Below are 24,148 nucleotides of genomic sequence, written 5' to 3' on the forward strand. Positions count from 1 at the left end.
GGCACCCGCGTCAGGCGACGCGGGTGCCGCGGGGGAGCGTGCGCTGCGGGATCTGCAGGCGGCGGACGGCGACGACGAGGCCGAGGGTGCCCAGCAGCACGTGCGCGCCCAGGCCCCACGGCCATACCGCGGCGCCGGGCTCCGGCTCGGGCACGTCGCTCGATGTGAGCCCCGCCGTGCCGGCGAACCAGCCGCTGCACTCGTCGGCCACCTCGGGCGGGCCGGTGCGCAGGCTGCGGACGCCGGCACCGATCTGACCGAGCGGGTCGACGCGCAGGTCGTCGCCGTCGATCTCGCCCGGGGACGTGCCCGCGCCGTCGGCGAGGACGACGAAGGGGTTGAGCGCGAGCAGCCACCAGATGCGCTCGGTGTGCACGACCTCCCGCTCCTCGGTGTAGGTGGTGCACTCCAGGTCGTCGGGCGTGCCCGCCGCGAGCTCCTCCTCGTCCAGCTCCTGCCACTGCGCGGGGCTGACGCCGTGCACGGTGACGGTCTCGGTCACGCTCGTCGAGGCGAACGCGATCCCGAAGAAGACGGGCGTGAAGACGGCCAGTGCGGCGACGGTGAGGAAGGTCAGCACCGTGGACCCGGCGGGTCGCGCGGCGACCGTGGACCAGCCGAGACCGATCCCGCAGACGGCGGCGAGCACGACCGCGACGACGGCGAGCACGCGGGGCAGCGCCGCCACGGGCACGTCGCCGAGCGCCAGCGCGATGACGAGGAACGGCACGCTCGTCACCAGGAACGCCAGCGCCGCCGCCCACGCGGCGAGCAGCTTGCCGAGCGCGATCTCGGCGGCCGACAGCAGGGTCACCTGCAGGGTGGCCAGCGTGCCCGCGCCGCGGTCCCCGTTGACGGCGGTCGACGTGAGCGTCGGGGTCACCAGCAGCCCCAGCCCGAGCACGAGGGCCGAGACGATCGCGAAGAGCAGCGGCCCCCGGGACGGCCCGCCGTCGCCCGAGCTGAGCGCCGTCAGCGCCCCGGACGACAGCAGCGTGATCGCGCCGACCGCGACGACCCACACGACGAGCGCCGTCTTCCAGCGGGACGAGCGCACACGCTGGCGCAGCTCGAGCGCCGCCACCGTCCGCACGCCGTGCCACGTGAGCGACCACGCACCGCCGCCGGCCCCGGCCGCCGGACGCGCCGGCTGGTCCACCGTCATGACGTCTCCCGTCCCCACGCCGCCACCGCTCCGCCCGTCCACGCCGCTCACCGTCGCTCCTCGTCGAGGGCCAGGTACGCCTGCTCGAGCGCGCCGCCGGCGGGGGTGACCTGCACGACCGGCACGCCGGCCGTCACCGCGTCCCGCACGAGCGCGGCCGCGGCCGCGTCGCCGTCGAGCTCGACCAGCGCCCCGCCGTCGTCGTCGGCGCGCCAGACGGTCCCCGAGGCGTCGAGCCACGCGACCAGCGGTGCGCGGTCGAGCGCCCGGAGCCGCCACGTCCGCCGCGCGGCCGCCGCACCGTCGGCGACGTGCCCGGCGACCGTGCGCCCGCGCGAGAGGAACACGGCGTCGTCGGCCATCTCCTCCAGCTCCGAGAGCACGTGGCTGGAGACGAGCACCGTGCGGCCCTGGTCGGCGAGCCGGCGCAGCAGGACGCGCAGGTCGACGCGGGACCGCGGGTCGAGGCCGCTCGCCGGCTCGTCGAGCAGCAGGACCTGCGGGTCGTGCACGAGCGCGCGCGCCAGGCCGAGCCGCTGCTTCTGCCCGCGGGACAGGACGGCGGCGGGACGGTCCGCGTACTCGGACAGGTGCACGGTCGCGAGCAGCTCCTCGACGCGGCCCGTGATCGCCGCCGGGGGGACGCGGTACGCCTGCGCGAACGTCGTGAGCACCTCGCGGGCGGTCAGGGAGTCCCACGTGCCGAACGCGTCGGGCATCCACCCCGTGACGGCCCGGGCGGCGCGGGACTGCGTCACCGGGTCGACGCCCGCGATCCGCACCTCGCCGGTGTCCGGCACGAGCAGCCCGGCGAGCACCAGCAGCAGCGTCGTCTTGCCGGAGCCGTTGGGCCCGACGAGCGCGGTGACGGCGCCGGCACGGGCGACGAGGTCGACGCCGTCGAGGGCCTGCACGGAACCGAAGGCGCGGCGCAGGCCGCGCACGTCGATGCCGGGCGTCGGGGCGGGCGCCGGGCCGGTGCCGCCGGGCGGGACGTCGGGTGCGCGGGGGTCGTCGGGCATGCCCGGAACGCTAGGCCCGTGCCCTGCGCGCCGGGGTCCACCCGTGGGCGGACAGCGGGGGGCGACGGGCCGACCAGGGGCCGACGGGCGCCGCCGGCGGGGAGGGCGCCCGCGGGGGGGGGGGGCGCTACGGGGTCGGTGCGGGGGTCGTGGTCGGGAGCACCGTGGGCGAGGGAGTGGGCGTGGGCGTCGGCGGCGGCGTGGGGTTCCAGGTCCGCGTCGGGGTCGGCGTCGGCGAGGGCGGCGGTCCGCCCCAGCCCTCCGTCGGCGTCACGTAGCCGGTGCAGGGCTCGCCGTTCAGGCGCACCCCCATCGGGTCGCGCGGTGCGGCGCTCGTCGTGCCCTGGAAGCCGAACTCCACCGCGCCGCCCGCCGGGACCGACCCGTTCCACGCGAGGTAGCGCGCCGTGTACTCGGAGCCCGAGTACGACGTGCCCTGCCGGGGCGTCGCGGTGACGGTCGCGTTCCACGCCTGCGTGGGCCGGGTGCCGGGGACCACGTCCATCCACTCCACGACCCAGCCGCCGGACAGCGCCTGTGGCGTGGTGACGCGGACGTGGGTGACGAAGCCGCCTGCCCAGGCGTACGTCGTGAAGGCGGCGCTGCACCGCTCGACGGTCAGCCCCAGCGCGCTGCCGTGCTGGGCGGCCGTCGTGAGCCCCGCCGCGGTCAGGACGGACCCGGCGAGCACGGCGACGAGCGCGCGGGTGCGTGCGGTGAGACGGGTGCTGGTCATGGGGTCCGTCCTCGGGTGGGTGGGCTCAGCAGCCCGTGCGTCGGGTGCCGGTGACGACGTCGTCGAACCAGAGGGTGTCGGCGCCGTCGCCGTAGCTCTCCCAGCCGAGCCGCAGGTCCGTGAGCCGCGGGGCCCACGCCTTGGCGTACCACTGCCGGTCGACGTCGTGGGTGGGCGTGCCGTCGGCCACGAGACCCGGCACCTCGGTGCCGTCGAGCCACGTGGTCAGGCGGCCGGCGGTCCCGTCGACGAGCGCCTCGACGCAGTGCCACTGCTGGGTGGGCAGCGGGCGGGACAGGGCCACGCCCGCGGGGCTCTGCTCCGGCAGGGTCGCGTCGTCGGACGAGCGGTTCCACTGCAGCGCGCCGTTCTGGCCGCCCATGCGCAGGTCCTTGCCGCCGTCCGCCGCGTCGCGCATCGCCAGGAACGTCACGTGGGAGGCGGGCAGGGCCGTGGTGTGGCGGACCCAGAAGCGGACGTAGGTGGTCGGGGGCGGCGTGGCACCCGCGGGCAGCGCCGCGGTCTGCGCCTGGACGAAGACGTGGTTGCAGTAGCCCACCGCACCGTCGACGCGCAGGGAGCGGCTGCCGCTGCGGGCCACCGCCGAGTCGATGCTCGCGCGCCCCGTGCCCGAGCAGTCGGGGTGGGTCACCGTCCACGGCGCCGACGGGGTGGTGGAGGTCTGCGTCTCGAAGCCGTCGCAGAACGTGCCCGTGCAGGTGCCGGGCGGGGTGGTGGGTGTCGGGGTGGGCGTCGGGGTGGGTGTCGACGTGGGCGTGGGGGTGACGGTCGGCGTCGGCGTGGGCGTCACGGTCGGGGAGGGGGTCGCGGTCGGCGTGGGCGTCACGGTCGGGGAGGGCGTGACGGTCGGGGATGCGGTGGGCGTGGGCAGGGACGTCGTCGCGGTCGGCGTCGGCAGGCCACCGTGGTCCGTGGGCACGGGGAGCGTCTCGCCCTCGCACAGCACGCCGTTTAGCAGGAACGGGCCGGGCCGCGGCGCCGGGTTCACGGTGGAGGTGCCCTGGTACCCGAACGTCACGGTCCCGCCCGCCGGGATCCGGCCGTTCCACGCCGCGTTCGTCGCGGTCCAGGACCCGCCGCGCTCGGTGACCTGGGCGCTCCACGCGTTCGTGAGGGTGTGCCGGCCCGATCCCCACGTCAGCGTCCAGCCGTCCCGTGCCGGCCCGGTCGTGATGCGGACCTCGGCGACGAAGCCGCCCGGCCACGAGCTCGCGGTCCACTGCACGGCGCACGTCTCGACCGCCTGGGCGGAGGTGGCGACGTGCACGCCGAGGGACGTGAGCATCGCGGCGACCAGGACGGCGACGAGTGCGCGGGCGCGTGCGGTGAGGCGGCTGGTGGTCATCGTTCTCCCCGGGCGGGCGCCGTGGCGGCGCGGTGCAGCGACGACCTGCCCGGGGGCGGGGCGGTGTCGCACTCGACGACGCAAGCGTGCGCCCGCGGCCGAGCGGGGACCAGGCCGCGAACCGCTTCACCTGCCCGGACGCCACCGTCCGTCATGCGAAATCACGCCCGTCCGCATCCTGGTCCCGACCTACACTCGCCGGGTCCCCGACCCACCTCCCGGAAGCACCCGAACCGTGGCCCTCATCGTGCAGAAGTACGGCGGCTCGTCCGTCGCCGACGCCACCGGCATCAAGCGCGTCGCGAAGCGGGTCACGGAGGCGAAGAAGGCCGGGCACGACGTGGTCGTCGTGGTCTCCGCGATGGGGGACACGACCGACGAGCTGATCGACCTCGCCCAGCAGGTCACGCCGCTGCCGCCGCAGCGCGAGATGGACATCCTGCTGACCGCGGGCGAGCGCATCTCGATGTCGCTGCTGGCCATGGCCATCAACAACCTCGGCGTCGAGGCGAAGTCGTTCACGGGGCAGCAGGCCGGCGTCATCACCGACGAGGTGTACGGCAAGGCCCGCATCATCGACGTCAGCCCCAGCCGCATCCGCGACACGGTCGCACGCGGCGAGGTCGCGATCGTCGCCGGCTTCCAGGGCGTCAACCCGTCGACCAACGACGTGACGACCCTCGGCCGCGGCGGGTCGGACACGACCGCGGTCGCGCTCGCGGCCTCGCTCAAGGCCGACGTCTGCGAGATCTACACCGACGTCGACGGCGTGTTCACGGCCGACCCCCGCATCGTGCCGAACGCGCGCAAGCTCGACCGCATCGCCTACGACGAGATGCTCGAGATGGCGGCCAGCGGCGCCAAGGTCCTCGTGCTGCGCTGCGTCGAGTACGCGCGCCGCTACGGGGTGCCCGTGCACGTGCGCTCGTCGTTCTCCACGCACACCGGCACGCTCGTCACCGACGAGCCCGACCCGAGCAAGGACACGACCATGGAGCAGCCGATCATCGCCGGCGTCGCGCACGACCGCAGCGAGGCCAAGATCACCGTCGTCGGGGTGCCGGACGTCCCCGGCAAGGCCGCGCGCATCTTCGAGGTCGTCGCGGCCGCGGGCGTGAACATCGACATGATCGTGCAGAACGTCTCGGCCGCCGCGACCGGCCTGACGGACATCTCGTTCACGCTGCCCGCGAGCGACGGCGCGACGGGGACGCAGGCGCTCATGGCGCACCAGCCCGACATCGGCTTCCACTCGCTGCAGTACGACGACGCGATCGGCAAGCTGTCGCTCATCGGCGCGGGCATGAAGTCGCACCCCGGCGTCTCGGCGCGGCTGTTCGCCGCGCTGTCGGAGGCCGGGATCAACATCGAGATGATCTCCACCTCCGAGATCCGCATCTCCGTGGTGACGCGCGCGGACTCGCTGGACGACGCGGTGCGCGCCGTGCACACCGCGTTCGAGCTGGACTCCGAGCAGGACGAGGCCGTCGTGTACGGCGGGACGGGGCGCTGAGGCATGGCCACCACCGGGCTGCGGGTCGCCGTCGTCGGCGCGACGGGGCAGGTCGGCGCCGTCATGCGCCGGCTGCTGGACGAGCGGGACTTCCCGCTCGCGTCGATCAGGTTCTTCGCGTCGGCGCGGTCGGCGGGCACGACCCTGCCGTGGCGTGGTGAGGACGTCGTCGTCGAGGACGTCGCGACGGCGGACCTGTCGGGCATCGACCTCGCGCTGTTCTCCGCCGGCGGGTCGACGTCCAAGGAGCACGCGCCGCGGTTCGCCGAGGCGGGCGCGATCGTCGTCGACAACTCCTCCGCGTGGCGCCGCGACCCGCGCGTGCCGCTCGTCGTGTCCGAGGTGAACCCGGACGCGCTCGACGAGATCCCGATCGGCATCGTCGCGAACCCGAACTGCACGACCATGGCCGCGATGCCGGTGCTCAAGGTGCTGCACGACGAGGCCGGCCTGCGCCGCCTCGTCGTCTCCACGTACCAGGCGGTCTCCGGGTCCGGCCTCGCGGGTGCGCGCGAGCTCGACAGCCAGGTCCGCGCGGCCGTCGAGCAGGACACGCTGGGTCTGGTGCACGACGGCGGCGCCGTGGCGTTCCCGTCGCCGGAGAAGTACGTCGCGCCGATCGCGTTCGACGTCATCCCGCTGGCCGGGTCGATCGTCGAGGACGGCCGGCACGAGACCGACGAGGAGCAGAAGCTGCGGCACGAGTCGCGCAAGATCCTCGACATCCCGGACCTGCTCGTCTCCGGCACGTGCGTGCGCGTCCCGGTGTTCACGGGGCACTCGCTGTCCGTCAACGCCGAGTTCGAGCGCGAGATCACGGTCGAGCGCGCCACCGAGCTGCTCTCGACCGCACCGGGCGTGCAGCTCGCCGAGGTCCCCACGCCGCTCGTCGCCGCCGGGCAGGACCCGTCGTTCGTGGGCCGCCTCCGGCAGGACGAGGGCGCGCCCGAGGGCCGCGGCCTGGCGCTGTTCATCAGCAACGACAACCTGCGCAAGGGCGCGGCGCTCAACGCCGTGCAGATCGCGGAGGTCCTGGTGGCGCGGCGGTTCGCGACCGTCTGACCCGCACGCGCTCGCCCGCCTCCTCCGTCACCTCGTCAGCTGTGCGCGACCTCGTCACGTGTGCGCGACCTCGTCACTCCGGAGTGACGAGGTCGCCGCGGGAGTGACGAGGTCGACGGTGGGAGGCGCACGTGGTCGAGGGCGGCGTCACCGCTCGCTCGGGGGCGGCCCGTCGGACGGGCGGACCGGCACGTCGTCGCGGGCGGGGTCCGAGGGGCGGACCGGTGCGTCGTCGCGGCTCGGGTCGGCCGGGCGGGCCGGTCCGTCGTCGCGGCTCGCCCCCGACGGCGGGACGGGCACCTCGCCGCCGTCGAGGAGCGTGCGGCCGACGCGCGCCTTGACCTCCAGCTCCTCGCCCTCCCAGACCGTCATGAGGCGGCGCAGGTCGTCGATCGTGTACCCGGCGGCCCAGAAGGCGGCGAGCTCGTCGTCCCGGCGCATGTCCGCCGCGACCCCGGGCGCCGCGAGCAACGCCTCGTCCACGGGCGGTGCCTGGCCCTCCAGCAGCATCTGGCCGGCCCGCGCCTTCGCCTCGATCACGTCGACCTGCCACAGCTCGCTCAGCGCCTGGGCCTCCTGGATGCCGTACGCGTCCCAGTACGTGTCGTACTGGTCGCGGGAGTAGCCCTCGGGCATGGGCGACCAGTCGATCCCGGCCGCCTGCACGGCGCCCTCGACCGCACGCGCCACGTCCGAGTACGGGTTCGTGGCGGCGGCCGCACCGGCCCCCGCGATCGCGAGCGTGCCCGTGACGACGCCCGCCGCGACGATCTTCCCGCCGCGGTGCAGCGCGCGCACGGGTGCGGGCGGGGCGTCCCGGGCCGCCGCGCGCAGGCGCGCGGCGACGTCGTCGAGGTCGGGGTGCTGCGCGGCGGCCCGCGCGTGCAGTGCGCGGGTGATGCGTGCGGCGAGCTCGTCGTCGGTGGCCGGGAACGGGGGCGGGTCGTCCGCCGCCCGCTGCTGCTCGCTCATCGGTGCTCCGGTGGGGTGGTGAGGTCGGTCTGGCGCAGCGCGGCCAGGGCGCGGGAGGCGTGGGACCGGACGGTCGCGGAGGACGTGCCGAGCACGGTCGCGATCTCCGGGTCGGACAGGCCCTCGTAGTACCGCAGCACGAGCACGGCGCGCTGCCGTGGCGGCAGCGCGGCGAGGTGCTGCCACATGGCGTCGTCGTGCACCACGTCGTCCGCGTGGTCGGCGTGCGGGTCCGCGTGCGTGGCGAGGACGTCGTCCGCGGCGGGGTGGATCGTCCGCACGTGCCAGCGCCGGCGCCACGACAGGTGCTCGTTGGTCACCATGCGGCGCAGGTACAGGTCGGGGCGCTCCATCAGCGAGATGCGCGTCCAGCGCAGGTGCGCCCGCAGCAGCACCTCCTGCACGAGGTCCGCCGCCGTGTGGCCGTCGCCCGTGAGGACCGTCGCATAGCGCAGCAGGCCCGGGAGGTGGTCGCGCACGACGTCGTCGAGGGCGCGGGCCGCGACGCGGGTGAGGGGCGCCGGACCGGTGGCCACGGCGTCCGGCACGCCCCGCGCGGACGCACCGTGATCCGGTGGGTGGTGGTCCGGTGGGCCGGGGTGCGTGCCGGGGTGCGTGCCGGCCGCCCCGCGCTCGCGCACGCGGCCGGCCCCGACGAGCGGGATCGCCGCGGAGTCCGGGCCGGCGGGCCGCATCCACGTGGTCACCGGACCACCACGCCCGCGAGGTCCGCGAGCGCCGCGCGCGGGTCGTGGGCCGCGGCGGCGCCGGGCCGGGGGAGCGGCGCGGGGTCGAGGCAGCGCAGCAGCAGCCGCTCGACGAGCGCCGCACGGCGGACGACGGCGTGGCCGTCGATCTCGCCGGGCAGGACCCGGACCTCCACCGTGTCCCGCACCGGCCGGTCCGTGACGAGCTGCGTGAGGTTCACGTCCGCGTACTTGGTGAGGCCGACCGCCCGCGCCTCGGCGCGCAGGCCGGCCCACCCGGCGTCGTCGTCGGCCCAGGGACGCTCCACCAGCGCCACGAGTGCGTCGGGCAGCGGTGCGAGGCGCCGGCACGCCGGGTTGGTCCCGAGCGCCGCCCACAGCGGCTCGCGCCAGTGCGCGAACAGCCGCACGAGGTTGGCGAACGCCGCCGGCCGCCGGAACGGGGCGCCGTCGACGTGCACGTGCACCGCCGCCTCGTGGGGCACGGTGAACCCGAGGGCCCGTGCCGGGGCGAGCAGCCGCTCGAGGGCGGCGGCGTGGTCCGTGCCGATCGGCGGCGTGACCACCTCGCAGGGGCGCTCGCGGCCGGCGGGCAGCGGGAGGGCGACCGCGATCGTCGCGCCCGTCGGGTCGTTGACCCGCGCGGCGCCGGGGAAGACGTCGGCCCGGACGTCGAACAGGTCCGCGACCGGGTCGAGCACCGTCGCGAGCGGCGCGGCCGGGTCCGCGTGGTGCGCGACGAGCCGCAGCAGCCGCGCGTCGTCGGACAGCAGCCGGTACCACCCCCGGTGCCCGGGCCGCGCCCGCGACCCGGGCACCGGGGCGAGGTCCGCCTCGATGGTGATGTCGTCCACCAGCCGGGCGACCGGCGCACCGGCCGCGTCGACCACGTCGAACGCGGGCGACAGGTGGCGGAAGACGCCCACGCCCGGCACCGCCGACGGCTCGCTGTCCGTGTGGAAGGAGCGGTGCACGGCGCCGCCGTGGCGCTCGGCGAGCACGACCGCCAGCTCCTGCCGGTCGGAGCCGGCGGGCGCCAGCAGCTCGATCTCGAACCCCGTGCGCAGCGACAGCTCGTCCACGTCGGTCCTCTCGTCGGGGGTGCCGGGCGGCGGGGTCAGGAGCCGGCGACGGTGCTGCCGGGGGCGACGGGGAGAGTCTGCCCGTCGAGGAGCGCCTGGCCGGCGCGCGCCTTGGTCTCGATGATCTCCGTGCCCCACAGCGCCGCGAGGGCCAGCGCGTCGTCGTACGTGTAGCCCGCGTCCCAGAAGGCGTCGTACTGCGCGGGGGTGTACTCGACGGCGGGCGGCGCGTCGGTCGCCGGCGCGGCGCCCTCGGCACCGTCGGCGGGGGCCGCCGCCGGGGCCGGCGCGTCCTCGGGCGCCTCCGGCCGGGACGTCTCCATGATCGAGAACGGCGTGGACCCCGGCGCGACGGGCAGCTCCTCGCCGTCGAGGATCATCTGGCCCGCACGGGCCTTCGTCTCCGTGTACCCGGTGCCCCACAGCTCGGCCAGGGCGGTGGCGTCATCGTGCGTGTAGCCGGCGCCCCAGAAGGCCTCGTACTGCTCCTTGGTGTAGCCGTCCGGCATGCCGGACCAGTCGACGCCGACGGCGTCGAGCGCGCTGCCGACCGCCTTGCCGGCGGCCGAGTCCGGGTTGGCGGCGATCGCCGCGCCGGCGCCGCCGACGGTGAGCGTCGCGGCGATGACGCCGACCGCCACCATGCGGCGGCGGCGGGGCTGGTCGTGGTGCTCGGGTTCATCGGGTCCTCCGTGAGGGCTCGTGGATGCGTGCCCCCTCAGAACGCGGCTCGACCCGGATGTGTGGAGTCGCCGGGCCCGCGGTCTCAGCCGCGGGGGTCGATGGGGAAGTTCTGGTCGAAGACGTGGTCCGGGTCGTACGTGCGCTTGAGCGCGCGCAGGCGGTCCAGCGTGGCGGGCGGGAAGGCGTCGAGCAGGCGCTCGGGGCGCGGATCCGTCTCGAAGGACAGGTACAGCCCGTCCATGTGCGGGTACGCGAGCCGGTCCCAGGTGCCGTCGAGACCCGCGCGGCCCGGCCGGCCCGCGAACGCGGTGACCGAGAACGCCTGGTGGCGGTGCGCGTAGGCGGTGGCGTCGGGGGCGAGGTCGTTCCCCGCGCCGCCCGTCGCGCGCAGCTGGAGCAGCATCGCCTCGCCGGACTCCAGCACGCGGCCGAGGTCCGCGGCGGCGTCCGCGGTCATGGTCGGCAGCAGCCCGGAGCGCGAGACCGGCGGCGCCGCGCCGTCGTGGTGCCGGGCGACCGGCCCGACGATCCCCGCGTACGGCGTCAGCTGGGCCCGCTGGTCGAGCACGGGCGCGACGCCGAGCATCGGCTCGAGCGCCTCGACGGCCGCCTGCGCGTCGTCGTCCGCCCACACGGTCATGGCCTGCGCGATCGGGCCGCGGCCGGGCGACGACGCCTGCAGGTGCAGGAAGCTCGTGAGCCGGCGCGGCGACGCCTCGACCATCCGGCCCCACCGCTCCAGCAGCACACCCGGCTCGGAGGCGTCGAAGACCATGGTCGCGAAGACGACGTCCGGCACCTCGGCGGCCTCGACCTCGACCCACGTGACGACGCCGAGGTTGCCGCCGGCGCCGCGCAGGCCCCAGAGCAGCTCCGGCTCGTGCTCGGCGTCGACGCGACGCACGGTGCCGTCGGCGGTGACCACCTCGGCCGCGACGACGTGGTCGATCGTCAGCCCGTACGAGCGCCCGAGCAGCCCGATGCCGCCCGTCGTCGCGAGCCCGCCGACGCCCACGCCGCCGTAGTCCCCGGACGAGATCGCCCACCCGCGCGGTGCGAGCGCGGCCGCCACGGCGCCCCACGTCGCACCGGCGCCGAGCCGGACGCGTCGCGTCGCCTCGTCGACCACCTCGACCTGGTCGAGCCGCCGGACGTCGAGGACCACACCGCCGTCGTTCGTCGAGCGGCCGCTGATGCCGTGCCCGCCCGACCGCACCGCGAGCGGCCCGCGCTGGGCGCGTGCGTACGCGAGCGCGTCGACGACCTCGTCGTGCGTGCGGGGGAGCAGGACCAGGCCCGGCTCGCCGCGACGCATGTACGTCGAGCGCAGGGCCCCGTACCGGCGGTCGCCCGGCTCGACGGCGTCGAGGCCCGCGGGCGCCGCGTCGTAGTCGATGCCCTCGACCCGCTTCGCGAGCCGCGAGACCGACCGCACGGGACCGGTCCGCGTGCCGGCGGCCGCACGGGCCGCGGCGACCTGGTCGCGCACCGCCGGCGCCACCCGCTCGGCGAACGTCCGGATGTCCCGCGGGTCGTCGGTGCCGAGGACGAACGTGCCGATCCCGTCCTCGAGCGCGAGGCGGACGAGGTCGTCGACCCACCGCTCGGGCGGGCCGACGAGCAGGCCGTCGGAGGCGGGCGTGAACCGTCCCGAGAGGTTGAGCAGGCGGCGGATCTCGCGGGGGTCGCGGCCGGCGGCGGTGGCCGCCTCGTCGATCGTCGCGTTGCCGCGCACGAGGTCGCCCGGCTGCAGGTAGCCCATCGACGGCAGCCAGCCGTCGGCCTTCTCGGCGACGAGCCGCAGCATGCGCGGCTTGTACGCGCCCAGCCAGATGCCGACGTCGTGCAGCGGCGCCGGCCCCCGCTTCGCGCCGCTGACGTGGTGGTGCTCGCCGCCGGCGCGCAGCGGACGCCGCTCGTCGGCGTCCCACAGCCCGCGGATGACGTCGATGGCCTCGCTCAGCGCGTCCACGCCCTGCCCGGGGGTGAGCCGGCGTCCGCCCATCGCCTCGATCGCGTCCCAGAACGCGCCGGCGCCGAGGCCGAGCTCGGCCCGCCCGCCCGAGAGCAGGTCCAGGCTCGCGACGGACCGCGCGAGCACGGCCGGGGGGCGCAGCGGGAGGTTGTGCACGTTCGCCGCCAGGTGGACGCGCTCCGTGCGGGCCGCCGCCCAGGTCAGCAGCGTCCACGTGTCGAGGAACGCCGGCTGGTAGGGGTGGTCCTGGAACGTCACGAGGTCCAGGCCGGCGTCCTCGCTGAGCACGGCGAGCGCGACGGGCGCCTGCGGGTCGGCGGCCTGCGGGGTGAGGAACGTGCCGAACGTCAGCTCGTGGCCGTAGTCCGTCATGGGGGTCTCCTGTCGTCTGCGGTGATGATCGTATGCACAGCAGACGATCTGTGTCACTGCAGGTACGCTGGTGGCATGAGCACGCCCGACGGTGACCTCGGCCGGCAGCTCGGCACCCTGCTGAGCCGGTGGCGCGCGGCCGTCGGGGACGTCCTCGCCGCCGTGCCGTCCGGTCCGCGCGGCTTCCACGTGCTCGGCGCCGTCGTGCACGGCAGCCCGCCGACGCAGGCCGCGCTCGCCGCCGACCTGGGGATCGACCGCACGGTCATGACCTACCTCGTCGACAGGCTCGTGGACTGCGGGCTCGTGGAGCGGCAGCCCGACCCCACCGACCGGCGCGTGCGGCGCATCGTCCCCACGGCCGCCGGCCGCGCGACCCACGCCGACCTCGCCACGCGCATCGCCACGGCCGAGGACCACGTGCTCGCCGCGCTCGACCCGGGCCAGCGCGCCACGCTGCGCACGCTCCTGTCGCGCGCGAGCGGTGCGCCCGCGCACGGCGAGGACGTGTGCGCGGTGGTGTCCGTCGGCTGACGCGGCTGCACGGCGCGGCTGCTCGGCGCCGCTACTCCCGGTCGGCGAGGAACTGCGCCCACGTCCGCCCCGTCCGCAGCGCGTCGGGGCCGGACAGGTTCGCCCGTTCCCGGCAGGCGCGTCCCACGGGCCCGGGCACGCCGACCCGGACGACGCGCCGTGACCGCCCGCGTGCGGCCAGCAGCGCGCGCAGGACCTCCTCGCCGGTCAGCACCTGGGGGCCGACCACGTCCGGCACCCGTCCCTGCGGTGGGGCGAGCGTGACCTCGACGAGCTGGCGGGCGACGGCCGGGACGTCGACGGGTTCGACCCACAGGTCGCGCGGCGCGGGGACCACGGGCAGCGTCGCCAGGCGCCCGAGCGTGCGCAGCACGAACCCGTGGAACTGCGCGGGGCGCAGCACGGACCACCCCACGCCGGACGTCGCGACGGCCTGCTCCGCCGCGGCCTTCGCCCGGTAGTAGCCCAGCGGGATCCGGTCGGCGGCCGTGACGGAGACCAGCACGAGGTGGCGCACGCCGGCCCGGCGCGCGGCGGTCGCCACCTGCACCGCCGCGCGGTCGTCCCCGCGTCCGCCGGCCATGTGCAGCACCGTCGCCATGCCGTCGACGGCGGCCGCGAGCCCGCTGCCCGTGACGGTGTCGCCCACGACGTAGGTCGTGTCGGCGGTGTCGGCGTGCGGCCGCCGGCTGAGCACGCGTGGGCGCACCCCCGCCGCGTGCAGCAGGGGCAGCACGGACGCACCGAGGGTCCCGGTGCCGCCGGTCACGAGCACGGTGTCGGTCATGGCGCCTCTCCCTTGCGGGGGCGGGGCGGGTGGCGGGCGCACGCACCCTGCCACGTCCGCGCCGCGACGGACGTACGGGCCGACGCTACGCCCGCGGGCCGCGCCGCGGGGCCGGTCCCGGGCCCGCCGGGGAACACGCGCACCGCGGCGACCGTTCGACCGGGCGTGGACGTGGAGCGGACGCCAGGCACCGACACGCACGCGGACGGGCTGCCGCCCGTGCGGCAGGGGGCGCGGCCCCGCGAGGCGCACCCCGACACCGGTGCGCAGGGTCGCGTCCTCGCCGAGCTGGTCCACGTGCGCACCGACCGCCTGATGCGCCCCGACGCCGACCCCGACGAGCTGCCCCGGCGCATCCGCGAGCTGCAGCGCGAGCTCACGCGGTTCCTGATGACCTACCAGTTCGGCATCGACGAGCTGCTGACGAAGGTGAACATCCTCCGCGAGGAGTTCGAGCAGACGCACGACCACAGCCCCATCGAGCACGTCCGCTCGCGCCTGAAGTCGATGGACTCGCTCGTGCAGAAGGTGCTGCGCACGGGGTGCGAGCCGACGCTGCCCGCGATCCGCGAGCGCATCCGCGACGTCGCGGGCGTGCGGGTCACGACGAGCTTCGTCTCCGACGCCTACTGGGTGGTGCGGATGCTCTCGCGCCAGCCGGACGTCGAGGTCGTCGAGGTGAGGGACTACATCGCGCACCCGAAGCCGAACGGGTACCGCTCGCTGCACGTCATCGTGCGCATCCCCGTGTTCCTGTCCGACCGGACCGAGCACGTGTACGTCGAGCTGCAGGTCCGCACGATCGCGATGGACTTCTGGGCGAGCACCGAGCACCAGCTGTACTACAAGTACGACCGCGAGGTGCCGCCCCACCTGCTGGGCGAGCTCGAGGACGCCGCCCGCGTCGCGGCGGACCTCGACCGGCGCATGGGCCGGCTGCGCGACGAGCTGCGGGACCTGTCGACGCCCTGACCCGTACGGGCGTCAGTGCGCGCGGCCCCGTTCCTCCGCCGTGGTGGCGTTCGCCTCCAGGCGCGCAAGCACGTCGAGCGCCGCCGCCTGCTCCTGCGTGCTCATCCCGGCGACCGTCGCGTCCTCGAGCGTCCGCCACATCGCCTCGACGCGTGCGCGCAGGGCCTGGCTCGCGGCCGTGGGCTCGACGAGCGAGACGCGCCCGTCGTCCGGGCTGGGGACCCGGCGCACGTACCCGGCGCGCTCGAGCCGCTGGACGGTACGCGTCATCGCGGCGGAGTCGGTCGAGACGAGCCGGGCGAGGTCGGCCTGCCGCTGCGGCCCGTGCTCCCACAGGTGCAGCAGGAGCAGCTCCTGGCCGGGGTGCAGGCCGATCTCCCGCAGCAGGTCGGCGGCCAGCGCGCGGTGCGCGCGGGCGAGGCGGAAGACGGCGAGGCTGACGGGCCCGGGCGTGGCGTCCTCGTCCTCCCGGCCCGGGCCGGCTCCCGTCGTCGCCACCGGCCCAGGCTACGCGCGCGCACCGGCACGGTCGGCGGAATACCTGTCCCAGACAGGTAGTTACCTGTCTCGAACAGCAAATTGCTGTCGAGGAGGAGAGTCCCATGTCCGTCGCGTTCACCCCCGGCCGCATCGGCGGCCGCACCACGCGCAACCGCGTCGTCATGGCGCCGATGACGCGCAGCCGGGCGTACGGCCCCGGCAACAGCCCCACCGAGCTCATGGCCACCTACTACGCGCAGCGCGCGTCCGCCGGCCTCGTCGTGACCGAGGGCACCCAGCCCTCGCCCGCCGGGCAGGGCTACGTCGACACGCCGGGCCTGCACTCGGACGAGCAGGTCGCCGGCTGGCGCCGCGTCACCGACGCCGTGCACGCGCGCGGCGGCCTGATCTACGCCCAGCTCATGCACACGGGGCGGGTCGGCCACCCCGACATCACCGGACGCACGCCCGTCGGCCCGTCCGCCGTGCGCGCCGCCGGCGTGGTCCACACCCGCAGCGGACCGCAGGAGATGGTCGTCCCCGAGGTGCTCGACGCGGCCGGGATCGCGCGCACCGTCGAGGACTTCGCGTCCGCCGCGTCCCGTGCCGTCGAGGCCGGGTTCGACGGCGTCGAGCTGCACGGCGCGAACGGCTACCTGCTGCACCAGTTCCTGTCCACCAACGCCAACCGACGCACCGACGCGTGGGGCGGGGACGTCGTGGGCCGCACGCGGCTGACCCTCGACGTGGCCGGCGCCGCCGCCGACGCGATCGGCGCCGACCGGGTCGGCCTGCGCATCTCCCCGACCAACCCGCTCAACGACATCGAGGAGGAGGGGCACCGCGCCACGTACACGCACCTCGTCGAGGCGCTCGACCCGCTCGGCCTCGCGTACCTGCACCTCGTCGAGGCGTCCGACGTCGAGCTGACCGGACTGCTGCGCGCCCGCTGGTCCGGGTCGCTGGTCCTGAACCCGTGGACGCCCGGCCGCATGACCGGCCCCGAGGACCTCGAGCGGCTCGACCGGGGCGACGCGGACCTGCTCGCGTTCGGCGGGCTGTTCCTCGCCAACGCGGACCTGCCGGAGCGCCTGCGCCGCGGCGGTCCGTTCAACGCCCCCGACTTCGCCCGCGCCTACGGCGGGGACGGCGCGGGGTACACCGACTACCCGACGCTCGCCCCGGCCCCCGACGTCGACGACGTGGCGGTCGGGGCATGAGCGCCGTCGCGCACGACGGCGCGGCGCCGGTGACGGTCCGCGCGGTCGTCCTCGAGGAGTTCGGCGGTCCGGAGGTGCTGCGCCTCGCGACGACGACGGTGCCCGCACCCGGCCCGGGGCAGGTGCGCGTGCACGTCGAGGCGGCGGCGGTGAACGGGTTCGACGGGAAGGTGCGCGCCGGCGTGCTGCGGGACGTCGTCCCGGTCGCGCCGCCCACCGTGCTGGGGCTCGAGGTCGCGGGGACGGTGGACGCGGTCGGCGCGGGCGTCACGGGTGTCGCCGTGGGCGACCGGGTCGCCGGCTGGACGGACCCGCCCGGAGGCGGGTACGCCGAGCAGGCGCTCCTGCGGACGTTCGCCCGGGTGCCCGAGGGCCTCGACGCCGTGCGGGCCGTGACCGTGCCCGTCGCGGGGGAGACCGCGGCGCGCGTGCTGCGCCGGCTCGGGGTGCGCGCCGGCGAGACGCTGCTCGTGCTCGGAGCGAGCGGTGCGGTCGGGGAGGTGACGGTGCAGCTCGCCGTCGCGGCGGGCGCACGCGTGGTGGGGACCGCGTCGCCGCGCCACCACGACCGCGTGCGTGCCGCCGGCGCCGTGCCGGTCGCGCACGGCGACGGCTGGGCCGACCGCGTGCGGGCGCTCGCCCCGCAGGGGGTCGACGCCGTCCTCGACGCGGCCGGGCGCGGCGGGCTGGTGGACGCGGTCGCGCTCGCGGGCGGCCCCGACCGCGTCGTGACGATCGCCGACGGACGCGGCCCCGGGTTGGGGGTGGAGTTCAGCGACCGCGCGGAGCCGTCGGTCGACGCGCTCGCCGACCAGCTGGTGCGCGTCGCCGACGGCCGCCTGGTGACCACCGTCGGCGCGGTGCTGCCGCTCGCCGACGCGCCCGCCGCGCACGCGCTCGTCGACGGCGGCCACCCTGGCGGCAAGGTCGTCCTCGTGCCGTGACGGCGTCACCCGGACGCGCGCCGGCCCCGGCCCCGGCGCGCGTTCGGGTGAGGCTCCCGCCGCAGCGGCGGCCGACGGCCTACCGTGGCGTCCGCGGCGGGCCGGCGCGGTCCGTGCACCCAGCGACCGAGGAGGTCACGTGCGCACGCACCGACGGCGGCACCCGAGCCGCCCCCGGCGGTTCCTGAGCCGGGCCGTCGAGACGGCCGACGTCCTCGAGTTCGGCGTGGCGGTCGTCCGCGTGATCAGCTGGCCGGTCCGGCTGCTGATGCGCCTGCTGGACTAGAACCCGTCACCACGGGTCGTACGGGCCGTCCTCGACGAGCCGGCGCCGTCCGCGGTCGTCGTCGAGCTCGGCGCGCGCGCCGGGGTCGCGCGCCCAGCGGTCGAGCGAGCGCAGCAGCGCCGACGGGCGCACGTCGAGCAGCGGCAGCGGCACGGCGAGCCGGGGCGTGCGCGGCGCGCGGGGGAACAGGCCCCGGCGTCGCCGCCACGTCCACGACGGCGCGTCCGGGTGTCCCTCGACGACGAGCTCCACGTGGCGCCCGGTGTCCGCGAGCCGGACCCGCGCGACGTCGTCCCACACGAGCGAGCCCGCCCCGTCCGGGCCGTGCAGGTGCACGCCCTCGCGGGTGAGCACGAGCCGCCCGCCGCGCCGCACCCGGACCCACAGGTCCGGCACGCACGCGGCGACCGGCAGCGCGAGCAGCCACAGCAGCAGGGCGCCGCCGGACCGGCCCGCGGCGGTGGCGACCGCCACGAGCGCCACCGCGACCCCGGTCGCGCCGACGGCATGGTAGCGGGGGAGCGTGCCGTCGAGGCGCAGCACGACGGCGGGCCACCCCTGCACCCTGGCGACCTCCACCCGCGCGCCGTCGGCCGGCGGCGTCCGTCGCAGGTGGAGCACGCCGAACCCGACCCCGACGCCGACCCACGCCGTGCCCGCCACGACGCCCGCGGCCCAGCCGGCTCCCTCGCCCGCCGCGAGGGCCGCCGCCGCGCCCGCGGCCAGGGCGGCGCCGAGCAGCACGTTCGTCAGCGTCAGGAGCCACAGGAGGCCGGTGCCCGCGGGGCGGCGGCCGTCGGCCACGAACGCCGCCAGCTGGGGCACCGTCCCGAGCGGCAGCCGGACGCGACGCAGGTCGTCGTCACCGCGCCCGGCCAGGGGGTTCCTGGGGTCGTGGCCCGCCCAGCGCATGCCGTCCTCCGTCCGTGCGGCCCCGCGGACCGGCCGCCGCGGGTCCCCAGCGCGCCGATCCTGCCACCCCGCCCGTGCCGCGGGCCGGTCCGCGGGAAGGGTCTTGCGCTCCCGGCGGTTCGGTGGTTCATTAGTCATGTAATGAACCACGGAACAGGTAGGGAGGGACGACGTGTTCGACGGTCGTGACCCCGTGTACCTGCAGATCGCCGACCAGATCCGTCAGGACGTCCTCGCCGGCGACCTCGCGGCCGAGGAGCAGGTCATGTCCACCACGCAGTACGCGACGACGTTCCGGATCAACCCGGCTACCGCCGCCAAGGCCTTCAACCAGCTCGTCGACGAGGGCGTCCTCTACAAGCGCCGCGGGGTCGGCATGTTCGTCGCACCGGGCGCCCGCGAGCGCCTCCTCGCCGAGAGCCGCGAGTCGTTCTTCACCGACACCGTCGACCCCGTCGCCGACGCGGCGCGGGTGCTCGGCATCCCGCTCGAGGACGTCGTCGCCCGCCTGCGCGAGCGCGCCGCCCACCTCGACGTCACCGCCCCCACGACCGACACGGAGGCCGCACGATGACCGCCACCAGCCCCGGCTACGGCGTCAGCCTGCGCGGGGTCACCCAGCGCTTCGGCGACGTCGTCGCGCTCGACGACGTCGACCTCGAGATCCGTCCCGGCACGATCACCGGGCTGCTCGGCCGCAACGGCTCGGGCAAGACCACCCTCGGCGCGCTCGTCGCCGCGTTCCGCCGGCCGACGTCGGGCCAGGTGCTCGTCGACGGCGAGGACCCGTGGGAGAACGAGCGCACCGCCCCGGGCGTCTGCCTCGTCCGCGAGTCGGGCGACGTGCTGGACGACGACCGGCTGCGCGACAACCTCGAGTTCTTCGCCGGTGCGCGCCCCACGTTCGACCGCGCGTTCGCCGCCGAGCTGATGGACCTGTTCGAGCTCGACCCGAAGAGCAAGCCGAGCAAGCTGTCGCGCGGCAAGAAGTCGGCCTTCGGCATCACGATCGGCCTGGCCGGCCGGGCGCCGCTGACCGTGCTGGACGAGGTGCACCTCGGCCTCGACGCGCCGAGCCGGTACGCGTTCTACGACGCGCTGCTCGCCGACTACCTCGCCCATCCGCGCACGATCGTGCTGTCGAGCCACCTCATCGAGGAGATCGAGCGGCTGATCGAGGACGTCGTCGTGCTGGACCGCGGCAGCGTCCTGATCCGCCAGGACGCGGACTCGCTGCGCGCCGAGGGCGTGTCCGTCACCGGTCCCGTCGACGCGGTCGAGGCCTTCGTCGCCGGCCGCACGGTGCTCGGCACGCAGCGCCTGGGGCGCACGGCGCAGGTGACCGTGCGCGGCGTGCTCACGGACGCCGACGTCGCGCAGGCGCGGACGGCCGGGCTGGAGCTCGGGCCCGTGCCGCTGCAGGACCTGTTCGTGCACCTCACCGACCCACGCCGGCGCGGTGACCTCGCGTCCGGCCGCACCGGCAGCGCGGTCCTGCCGTGAGCGCCGCCGTCGCGGGCGCGCCCCCGGCCGCGCGTCGGCCCTCGCCCTTCGCGCACGCGCTGCAGCGCCAGCTCGGGGTCGCCGTCTACCTGGCGGCGTGGTTCTGGGCCGTCGCCCTCGTGTGCCTCGTCGCCGCGAGCCTCGTCGTCTGGCGGGTCAACGGGTCGGTGGACGTCTCGGTCGTGCAGTACGCACGCCAGGCGACGATCTGGTTCCCCTTCTCGCAGGCGATCCTGCTCGTCGCGGCCCTGCTGCGCCCGCACGTCGCGGCGGGCATGACGCGGCGGACGTTCCTGCGCGCGAGCCTCCTCACCGCGGTCGCCACCGGCGTCCTCTACACGCTGGTCCTGGTCGGGCTGCTGCTCGTGGAGCGCGCCGTGCACGGGGCGCTCGGCTGGGACACGGAGGTGTGGGACCTCCCGGCGAGCGCCGACCCGGAAGCCGGTGAGCTCCTCGGCCTCTTCGGCCCGGCGATGGTGCTCGCGAACCTGAGCGGCCTCCTCGTGGGTGCCGTGTACCACCGCGGCGGCGCCTGGTGGGGCACGCTCACGCTCCCGCTGACCGTCGCACCCGTGCTCGTCGCGCTCGCGGCCGGCGGCGAGTGGTTCACCTGGGACGCGCTCGACCCGTGGGCCGGTGCGACCGCCGGCGTCGTCGTCGCGCTCGTGCTCGGTGCCGTCACCGCGGTCGCCTACGTCCTGGTCCTGCGCAGCATCGCCATCCGCACGCCGCGCTGACCGCACCCGCCGGCCCCCGCACGCGCGCCGCCCCGCACCCGCACCCGCCCCCGGAGGACACGATGAGCACCGCCACCCCGGCTCCGCCCCACACGCGCCCGTCGCGGGCGGTCCCGGCCGGCACGCGCACCGCCCCCGTGCGGCACGCGCTGCGCGCGCAGCTGCGCCCGGTCGCCTCGCTCAGCGCGTGGTTCTGGGCCGTCGTCGTCGTCGGCGCGGTCGTCGGCACGCTCGTGCTGGCGGTCCTCGACGGCCGGGTGGACGTCTCCGTCGTCGCGGTGGCGCGGCACGGCGGGGTCTGGCTGCTGTTCGCCCTCTCGATCGGGCTGGTGACGCTCCACCTCCCGGTCCACGTGGCCGCCGGCATGACGCGCCGGACGTTCGCCCGCTCGAGCGTCCTGACGGCGACCGTCGCCGGCATCGGCTACGGCGCTGTCCTGACGGTCCTCGTGCTCGTCGAGCGCGCCGTGCACACCCTGCTCGGCTGGGACACCCGCCTCGCCGACGCGCTCCTGCCGGGCCCGCACGGCACGGTCGGCGCGCTGCTCGCCGAGCTCGTGCCCGTGCACCTGGTCGCGAGCGTCACGGGCCTGCTCGTCGGGTCCGTCTACCAGCGGGTCGGCGCCTGGTGGGGCACGCTCGCCCTGCCGTTGACCTGCCTGCCGCTCCTGCTCGTGGTCACGCTGGAGGACGAGCGCCTCGGTCCCGTCGCGCTCGCCGAGCCGCTCGCGGCCGGGCATGCCGCCGCGGCGCACGTGCTCGGCGGGGTCGCCCTCGCCGTCGCGACGGCCGGCGTCCACGCCGCCGTGGTCGGCGGCGTCGCCATCCGCAGCAGGCGCTGACCTCCCGGCCCCGGCCGCACCCGCAGCACCCCGCACCACCCGCCCACGTCCCCACGGGTCCGGCCCGCGCCGGTCCCGCGGCACCCTGCACCCTCGCACCGCCCGTCCGCACCGCCCGTCCGCACCACCCGTCACCCACCGGAGGGCACCATGAGCACCCCAGTCGTCCAGGCCGAGCGCCTGCGCAAGGCGTACGGCAGCACCGTCGCCGTCGCCGACGTCAGCCTCACCGTCGAGCGCGGCGAGATCTACGGCATCCTCGGCCGCAACGGCGCCGGCAAGACCACCACCGTCGAGATGCTCGCCGGGCTGCGCACCCCGGACGCCGGCACGGTCCGCGTCCTCGGGCTGGACCCGACGCGCGACGCCACCGCGCTGCACGAGCGCGTCGGGCTGCAGCTCCAGGAGAGCGCGCTGCCCGACCGGCTGCGCGTGCGCGAGGCGCTCGACCTGTACGCGTCCTTCTACGCCCGTCCCGCGGACCCCGCGGACCTGCTCGACCTGCTCGGGCTCACCGCCAAGGCGGGCACCGCGTTCAAGGACCTGTCCGGCGGGCAGAAGCAGCGCCTGTCGGTCGCGCTCGCGCTCGTGGGCCGGCCCGAGGTCGCGATCCTCGACGAGCTGACGACGGGCCTCGACCCGCACGCGCGCCGCGAGACGTGGGCGGTCGTCGAGGCGATCCGGTCCGCGGGCGTGACGATCGTGCTGGTCACGCACCTGATGGAGGAGGCCGAGCGGCTCTGCGACCGCATCGCCCTCATCGCGTCGGGGCGCGTCAGCGCGGTCGGCACGCCCGAGCAGATCGTCGCGCTCGCGCACGGCGAGCAGGTGCTGCGGGTGCGCCCCGACGGCGCGGTGACCGACGACGTCCTGCTGGGTGCCCTCGCGGGCGTGCCCGGCGTGCGGGACGCGTCGGTCGACGACCGCACGCTCGTCGTCCGCGGCGGCGGGACGCTCGTGCAGGACGTGCTGGTCGCCCTCGACCGGCACGGCGTGCGCACGTCCGACGTCCGCCTCGACCGCGCGTCGCTCGAGGACGCGTTCGTCTCCCTCACCGGCGACGGGCCCGGTACCGCCGCCGACGCCCGTCCGTCCGTCCCCGCGTCCGCCTCGGAGGTGTGACATGACCACGACCCCCACGACCCCCATGACCCCCACGACCCCCGCGCCGACCCGCCGCGGTGCCGTCCTCGCCCGCATGACCGCGGTCGAGGGCCGCCTGCTGGTCCGCGACCCGTCGGTCCTGTTCTTCGCCCTGCTCTTCCCCGCGACCGTCCTCACGGTGCTCGGCCTCGTCATGCCGTGGGCCGACGAGCCGTACGACACGTCCGACCCGCTGCTGGCGCGGATCACGGCCATCACCGGCTACACGCCGATCGTCCTGAGCATGGCCGTCGCGACGGTCGCGCTGTCGACGTTCCCGTCGATCGTGGCGACGTACCGCCAGCGCGGCGTCCTGCGGCGCCTGTCGACCACGCCGGTGGGGCCCTACCGGCTGCTGGTCGCGCAGGTGCTGGTCAACCTCGCGACCCTGCTCGCCGCCGCGGCGCTCGCGGTCACCGCGGGTGCGGTCGTCCTCGGCATCAGCCTGCCGGTGCAGCCGCTGCTGGTGCTGGGCGTGTTCGCGCTCGCCGTGCTGTCGTCGTTCGCCCTCGGCTCGCTCGTCGCCGCGCTCGCGCCGACGGCGGCGGCCGCCAACGGGTGGGGCATGACGCTCTACTTCGTGTCCCTGTTCTTCGCCGGCGTGTGGCTGCCGCTGCCGGTCATGCCGCAGGTCGTGCAGGACATCGCCGCGTACACCCCGCTCGGCGCCGCGTCGCAGGCGATGACCGCGGCGTGGGTGGGCCAGCCGTTCCCCACCACGCAGGTCCTCGTCATGGCCGCGTGGGCGCTGATCGCCACGCCGGTCGCGGTGCGGCTGTTCCGCTGGACGTGACCGGGCCGCCGGCGTCCGGACGGACGCCGGCCACCGACCGGCACGGGCCGGGCCGCACGACGCCGTCGGAGGGGACGGCGCCGGACGGCCCGGCCCGTCGCCGTCCCGGTGGGCGCGCTCCCACCAGTTCCTCCCACTAATCGTTTCGCGACCTTCCCCGGTCCCGGCGCGCTCAGGAGAGTGAGCCCGGTACAGACCACGATCGCGGGCGCACCGAGGCGCCCGCCCCGTGCGTCCGTTTCTTCGTGCACCGCACCGGCGCGCGCACCCGCGCCCGCCGGGACACCGGGGACCGCCCGCACCGACGCGCGCGCCCCGGACGCCGAGAAAGGTACGGAA

The 24,148-nt window shown here is 76.3% G+C and carries 25 protein-coding genes; 13 read left to right on the plus strand and 12 right to left on the minus strand.

Annotated elements, in window-relative coordinates; all coding sequences use genetic code 11:
* Positions 1-10: 10 nt before the first annotated feature.
* From E5225_RS01740 to E5225_RS01755, 4 genes are all read right to left on the minus strand, one after another.
* Entirely contained in the window at positions 11-1,216 is a 1,206-nt protein-coding gene (locus tag E5225_RS01740; RefSeq protein WP_243738213.1) for an ABC transporter permease subunit, read from the minus strand.
* Positions 1,213-2,187: an ABC transporter ATP-binding protein gene (locus E5225_RS01745; RefSeq protein WP_135973430.1), complete on the minus strand. Its 975-nt coding sequence runs from the start codon at positions 2,185-2,187 to the stop codon at positions 1,213-1,215. Before E5225_RS01745 ends, E5225_RS01740 begins: the two co-directional genes overlap by 4 nt.
* Positions 2,188-2,314: 127 nt before the next feature.
* Positions 2,315-2,923, minus strand: coding sequence for a cellulose binding domain-containing protein (locus E5225_RS17395; RefSeq protein WP_167306011.1), 609 nt, complete (start codon positions 2,921-2,923; stop codon positions 2,315-2,317).
* Positions 2,924-2,948: 25 nt separating this feature from the next.
* Positions 2,949-4,289 (minus strand): cellulose binding domain-containing protein, encoded by a 1,341-nt coding sequence (locus E5225_RS01755; RefSeq protein WP_135973423.1) that lies wholly within the window; start codon positions 4,287-4,289, stop codon positions 2,949-2,951.
* Positions 4,290-4,524: 235 nt separating this feature from the next.
* On the opposite strand from E5225_RS01755, the gene E5225_RS01760 reads away from it, so the two are divergent.
* Both E5225_RS01760 and E5225_RS01765 read left to right on the plus strand, forming a co-directional pair.
* Positions 4,525-5,802: an aspartate kinase gene (locus tag E5225_RS01760; RefSeq protein WP_135973422.1), complete on the plus strand. Its 1,278-nt coding sequence runs from the start codon at positions 4,525-4,527 to the stop codon at positions 5,800-5,802.
* Between the two features lie 3 nt (positions 5,803-5,805).
* Positions 5,806-6,864, plus strand: coding sequence for an aspartate-semialdehyde dehydrogenase (locus E5225_RS01765; RefSeq protein ID WP_135973421.1), 1,059 nt, complete (start codon positions 5,806-5,808; stop codon positions 6,862-6,864).
* Positions 6,865-7,011: 147 nt separating this feature from the next.
* Here E5225_RS01765 and E5225_RS01770 read toward each other — a convergent pair whose 3' ends face one another.
* The 5 genes from E5225_RS01770 to E5225_RS01790 all read right to left on the minus strand — a co-directional run bounded on the left by E5225_RS01770 (position 7,012) and on the right by E5225_RS01790 (position 12,656).
* Positions 7,012-7,836, minus strand: a complete 825-nt coding sequence (locus tag E5225_RS01770) for a hypothetical protein (protein ID WP_135973420.1) — start codon at positions 7,834-7,836, stop codon at positions 7,012-7,014.
* Positions 7,833-8,543, minus strand: a complete 711-nt coding sequence (locus E5225_RS01775; RefSeq protein ID WP_243738212.1) for an RNA polymerase sigma factor — start codon at positions 8,541-8,543, stop codon at positions 7,833-7,835. Before E5225_RS01775 ends, E5225_RS01770 begins: the two co-directional genes overlap by 4 nt.
* Entirely contained in the window at positions 8,540-9,625 is a 1,086-nt protein-coding gene (locus E5225_RS01780) for an amidoligase family protein (protein ID WP_135973419.1), read from the minus strand. The genes E5225_RS01775 and E5225_RS01780 overlap by 4 nt, the downstream gene beginning before the upstream one ends.
* A gap of 35 nt (positions 9,626-9,660) precedes the next feature.
* Positions 9,661-10,269, minus strand: a complete 609-nt coding sequence (locus E5225_RS01785; RefSeq protein WP_135973418.1) for a hypothetical protein — start codon at positions 10,267-10,269, stop codon at positions 9,661-9,663.
* 122 nt (positions 10,270-10,391) lie between these two features.
* The gene (locus E5225_RS01790; protein ID WP_135973417.1) at positions 10,392-12,656 is read right to left on the minus strand and encodes an LLM class flavin-dependent oxidoreductase; all 2,265 of its coding nucleotides are present in this window, start codon (positions 12,654-12,656) and stop codon (positions 10,392-10,394) included.
* Between the two features lie 75 nt (positions 12,657-12,731).
* Here E5225_RS01790 and E5225_RS01795 point away from each other — a divergent pair, with 75 nt between their 5' ends.
* Entirely contained in the window at positions 12,732-13,190 is a 459-nt protein-coding gene (locus E5225_RS01795) for a MarR family winged helix-turn-helix transcriptional regulator (protein ID WP_135973416.1), read from the plus strand.
* A gap of 31 nt (positions 13,191-13,221) precedes the next feature.
* Here E5225_RS01795 and E5225_RS01800 read toward each other — a convergent pair whose 3' ends face one another.
* The gene (locus tag E5225_RS01800) at positions 13,222-13,977 is read right to left on the minus strand and encodes an SDR family oxidoreductase (protein ID WP_135973415.1); all 756 of its coding nucleotides are present in this window, start codon (positions 13,975-13,977) and stop codon (positions 13,222-13,224) included.
* A gap of 171 nt (positions 13,978-14,148) precedes the next feature.
* Between E5225_RS01800 and E5225_RS01805 the strand changes: the two genes are divergently transcribed.
* Positions 14,149-14,949 (plus strand): GTP pyrophosphokinase, encoded by an 801-nt coding sequence (locus E5225_RS01805; RefSeq protein WP_243738211.1) that lies wholly within the window; start codon positions 14,149-14,151, stop codon positions 14,947-14,949.
* Between the two features lie 12 nt (positions 14,950-14,961).
* Here the strand turns inward: E5225_RS01805 and E5225_RS01810 are convergent, their stop codons facing one another.
* Positions 14,962-15,447, minus strand: coding sequence for a MarR family winged helix-turn-helix transcriptional regulator (locus E5225_RS01810; RefSeq protein ID WP_135973414.1), 486 nt, complete (start codon positions 15,445-15,447; stop codon positions 14,962-14,964).
* Positions 15,448-15,551: 104 nt separating this feature from the next.
* Here E5225_RS01810 and E5225_RS01815 point away from each other — a divergent pair, with 104 nt between their 5' ends.
* From E5225_RS01815 to E5225_RS17400, 3 genes are all read left to right on the plus strand, one after another.
* Positions 15,552-16,649 carry an alkene reductase gene (locus E5225_RS01815; RefSeq protein WP_135973413.1) on the plus strand — a complete coding sequence of 366 codons (1,098 nt, stop codon included), beginning with the start codon at positions 15,552-15,554 and terminating at the stop codon, positions 16,647-16,649.
* Complete coding sequence (locus tag E5225_RS01820; protein ID WP_135973412.1) at positions 16,646-17,593, plus strand: NADP-dependent oxidoreductase; 948 nt, start codon at positions 16,646-16,648, stop codon at positions 17,591-17,593. The genes E5225_RS01815 and E5225_RS01820 overlap by 4 nt, the downstream gene beginning before the upstream one ends.
* A 139-nt stretch (positions 17,594-17,732) precedes the next feature.
* Positions 17,733-17,879 (plus strand): hypothetical protein, encoded by a 147-nt coding sequence (locus E5225_RS17400; RefSeq protein ID WP_166435950.1) that lies wholly within the window; start codon positions 17,733-17,735, stop codon positions 17,877-17,879.
* 6 nt (positions 17,880-17,885) lie between these two features.
* On the opposite strand, the gene E5225_RS01825 is transcribed toward E5225_RS17400, so the two are convergent.
* A complete protein-coding gene (locus tag E5225_RS01825) occupies positions 17,886-18,791 on the minus strand; it encodes a hypothetical protein (RefSeq protein ID WP_135973411.1) in 906 nt (301 codons plus the stop codon).
* 172 nt (positions 18,792-18,963) lie between these two features.
* On the opposite strand from E5225_RS01825, the gene E5225_RS01830 reads away from it, so the two are divergent.
* The 6 genes from E5225_RS01830 to E5225_RS01855 all read left to right on the plus strand — a co-directional run bounded on the left by E5225_RS01830 (position 18,964) and on the right by E5225_RS01855 (position 23,809).
* Positions 18,964-19,365, plus strand: coding sequence for a GntR family transcriptional regulator (locus E5225_RS01830; RefSeq protein WP_135973410.1), 402 nt, complete (start codon positions 18,964-18,966; stop codon positions 19,363-19,365).
* Positions 19,362-20,294 carry an ATP-binding cassette domain-containing protein gene (locus E5225_RS01835; protein ID WP_135973409.1) on the plus strand — a complete coding sequence of 311 codons (933 nt, stop codon included), beginning with the start codon at positions 19,362-19,364 and terminating at the stop codon, positions 20,292-20,294. The genes E5225_RS01830 and E5225_RS01835 overlap by 4 nt, the downstream gene beginning before the upstream one ends.
* Positions 20,291-21,031, plus strand: coding sequence for a hypothetical protein (locus E5225_RS01840; protein ID WP_135973408.1), 741 nt, complete (start codon positions 20,291-20,293; stop codon positions 21,029-21,031). The genes E5225_RS01835 and E5225_RS01840 overlap by 4 nt, the downstream gene beginning before the upstream one ends.
* Positions 21,032-21,093: 62 nt before the next feature.
* Complete coding sequence (locus tag E5225_RS01845) at positions 21,094-21,873, plus strand: hypothetical protein (protein WP_135973407.1); 780 nt, start codon at positions 21,094-21,096, stop codon at positions 21,871-21,873.
* Between the two features lie 150 nt (positions 21,874-22,023).
* Positions 22,024-22,995, plus strand: a complete 972-nt coding sequence (locus E5225_RS01850) for an ABC transporter ATP-binding protein (protein WP_135973406.1) — start codon at positions 22,024-22,026, stop codon at positions 22,993-22,995.
* A 1-nt stretch (position 22,996) separates the two neighbouring features.
* Complete coding sequence (locus E5225_RS01855) at positions 22,997-23,809, plus strand: ABC transporter permease (protein WP_135973405.1); 813 nt, start codon at positions 22,997-22,999, stop codon at positions 23,807-23,809.
* The last annotated feature ends 339 nt before the right edge of the window (positions 23,810-24,148 follow it).

It is taken from the genome of Cellulomonas shaoxiangyii (genome assembly GCF_004798685.1).
Classification (GTDB): domain Bacteria; phylum Actinomycetota; class Actinomycetes; order Actinomycetales; family Cellulomonadaceae; genus Cellulomonas; species Cellulomonas shaoxiangyii.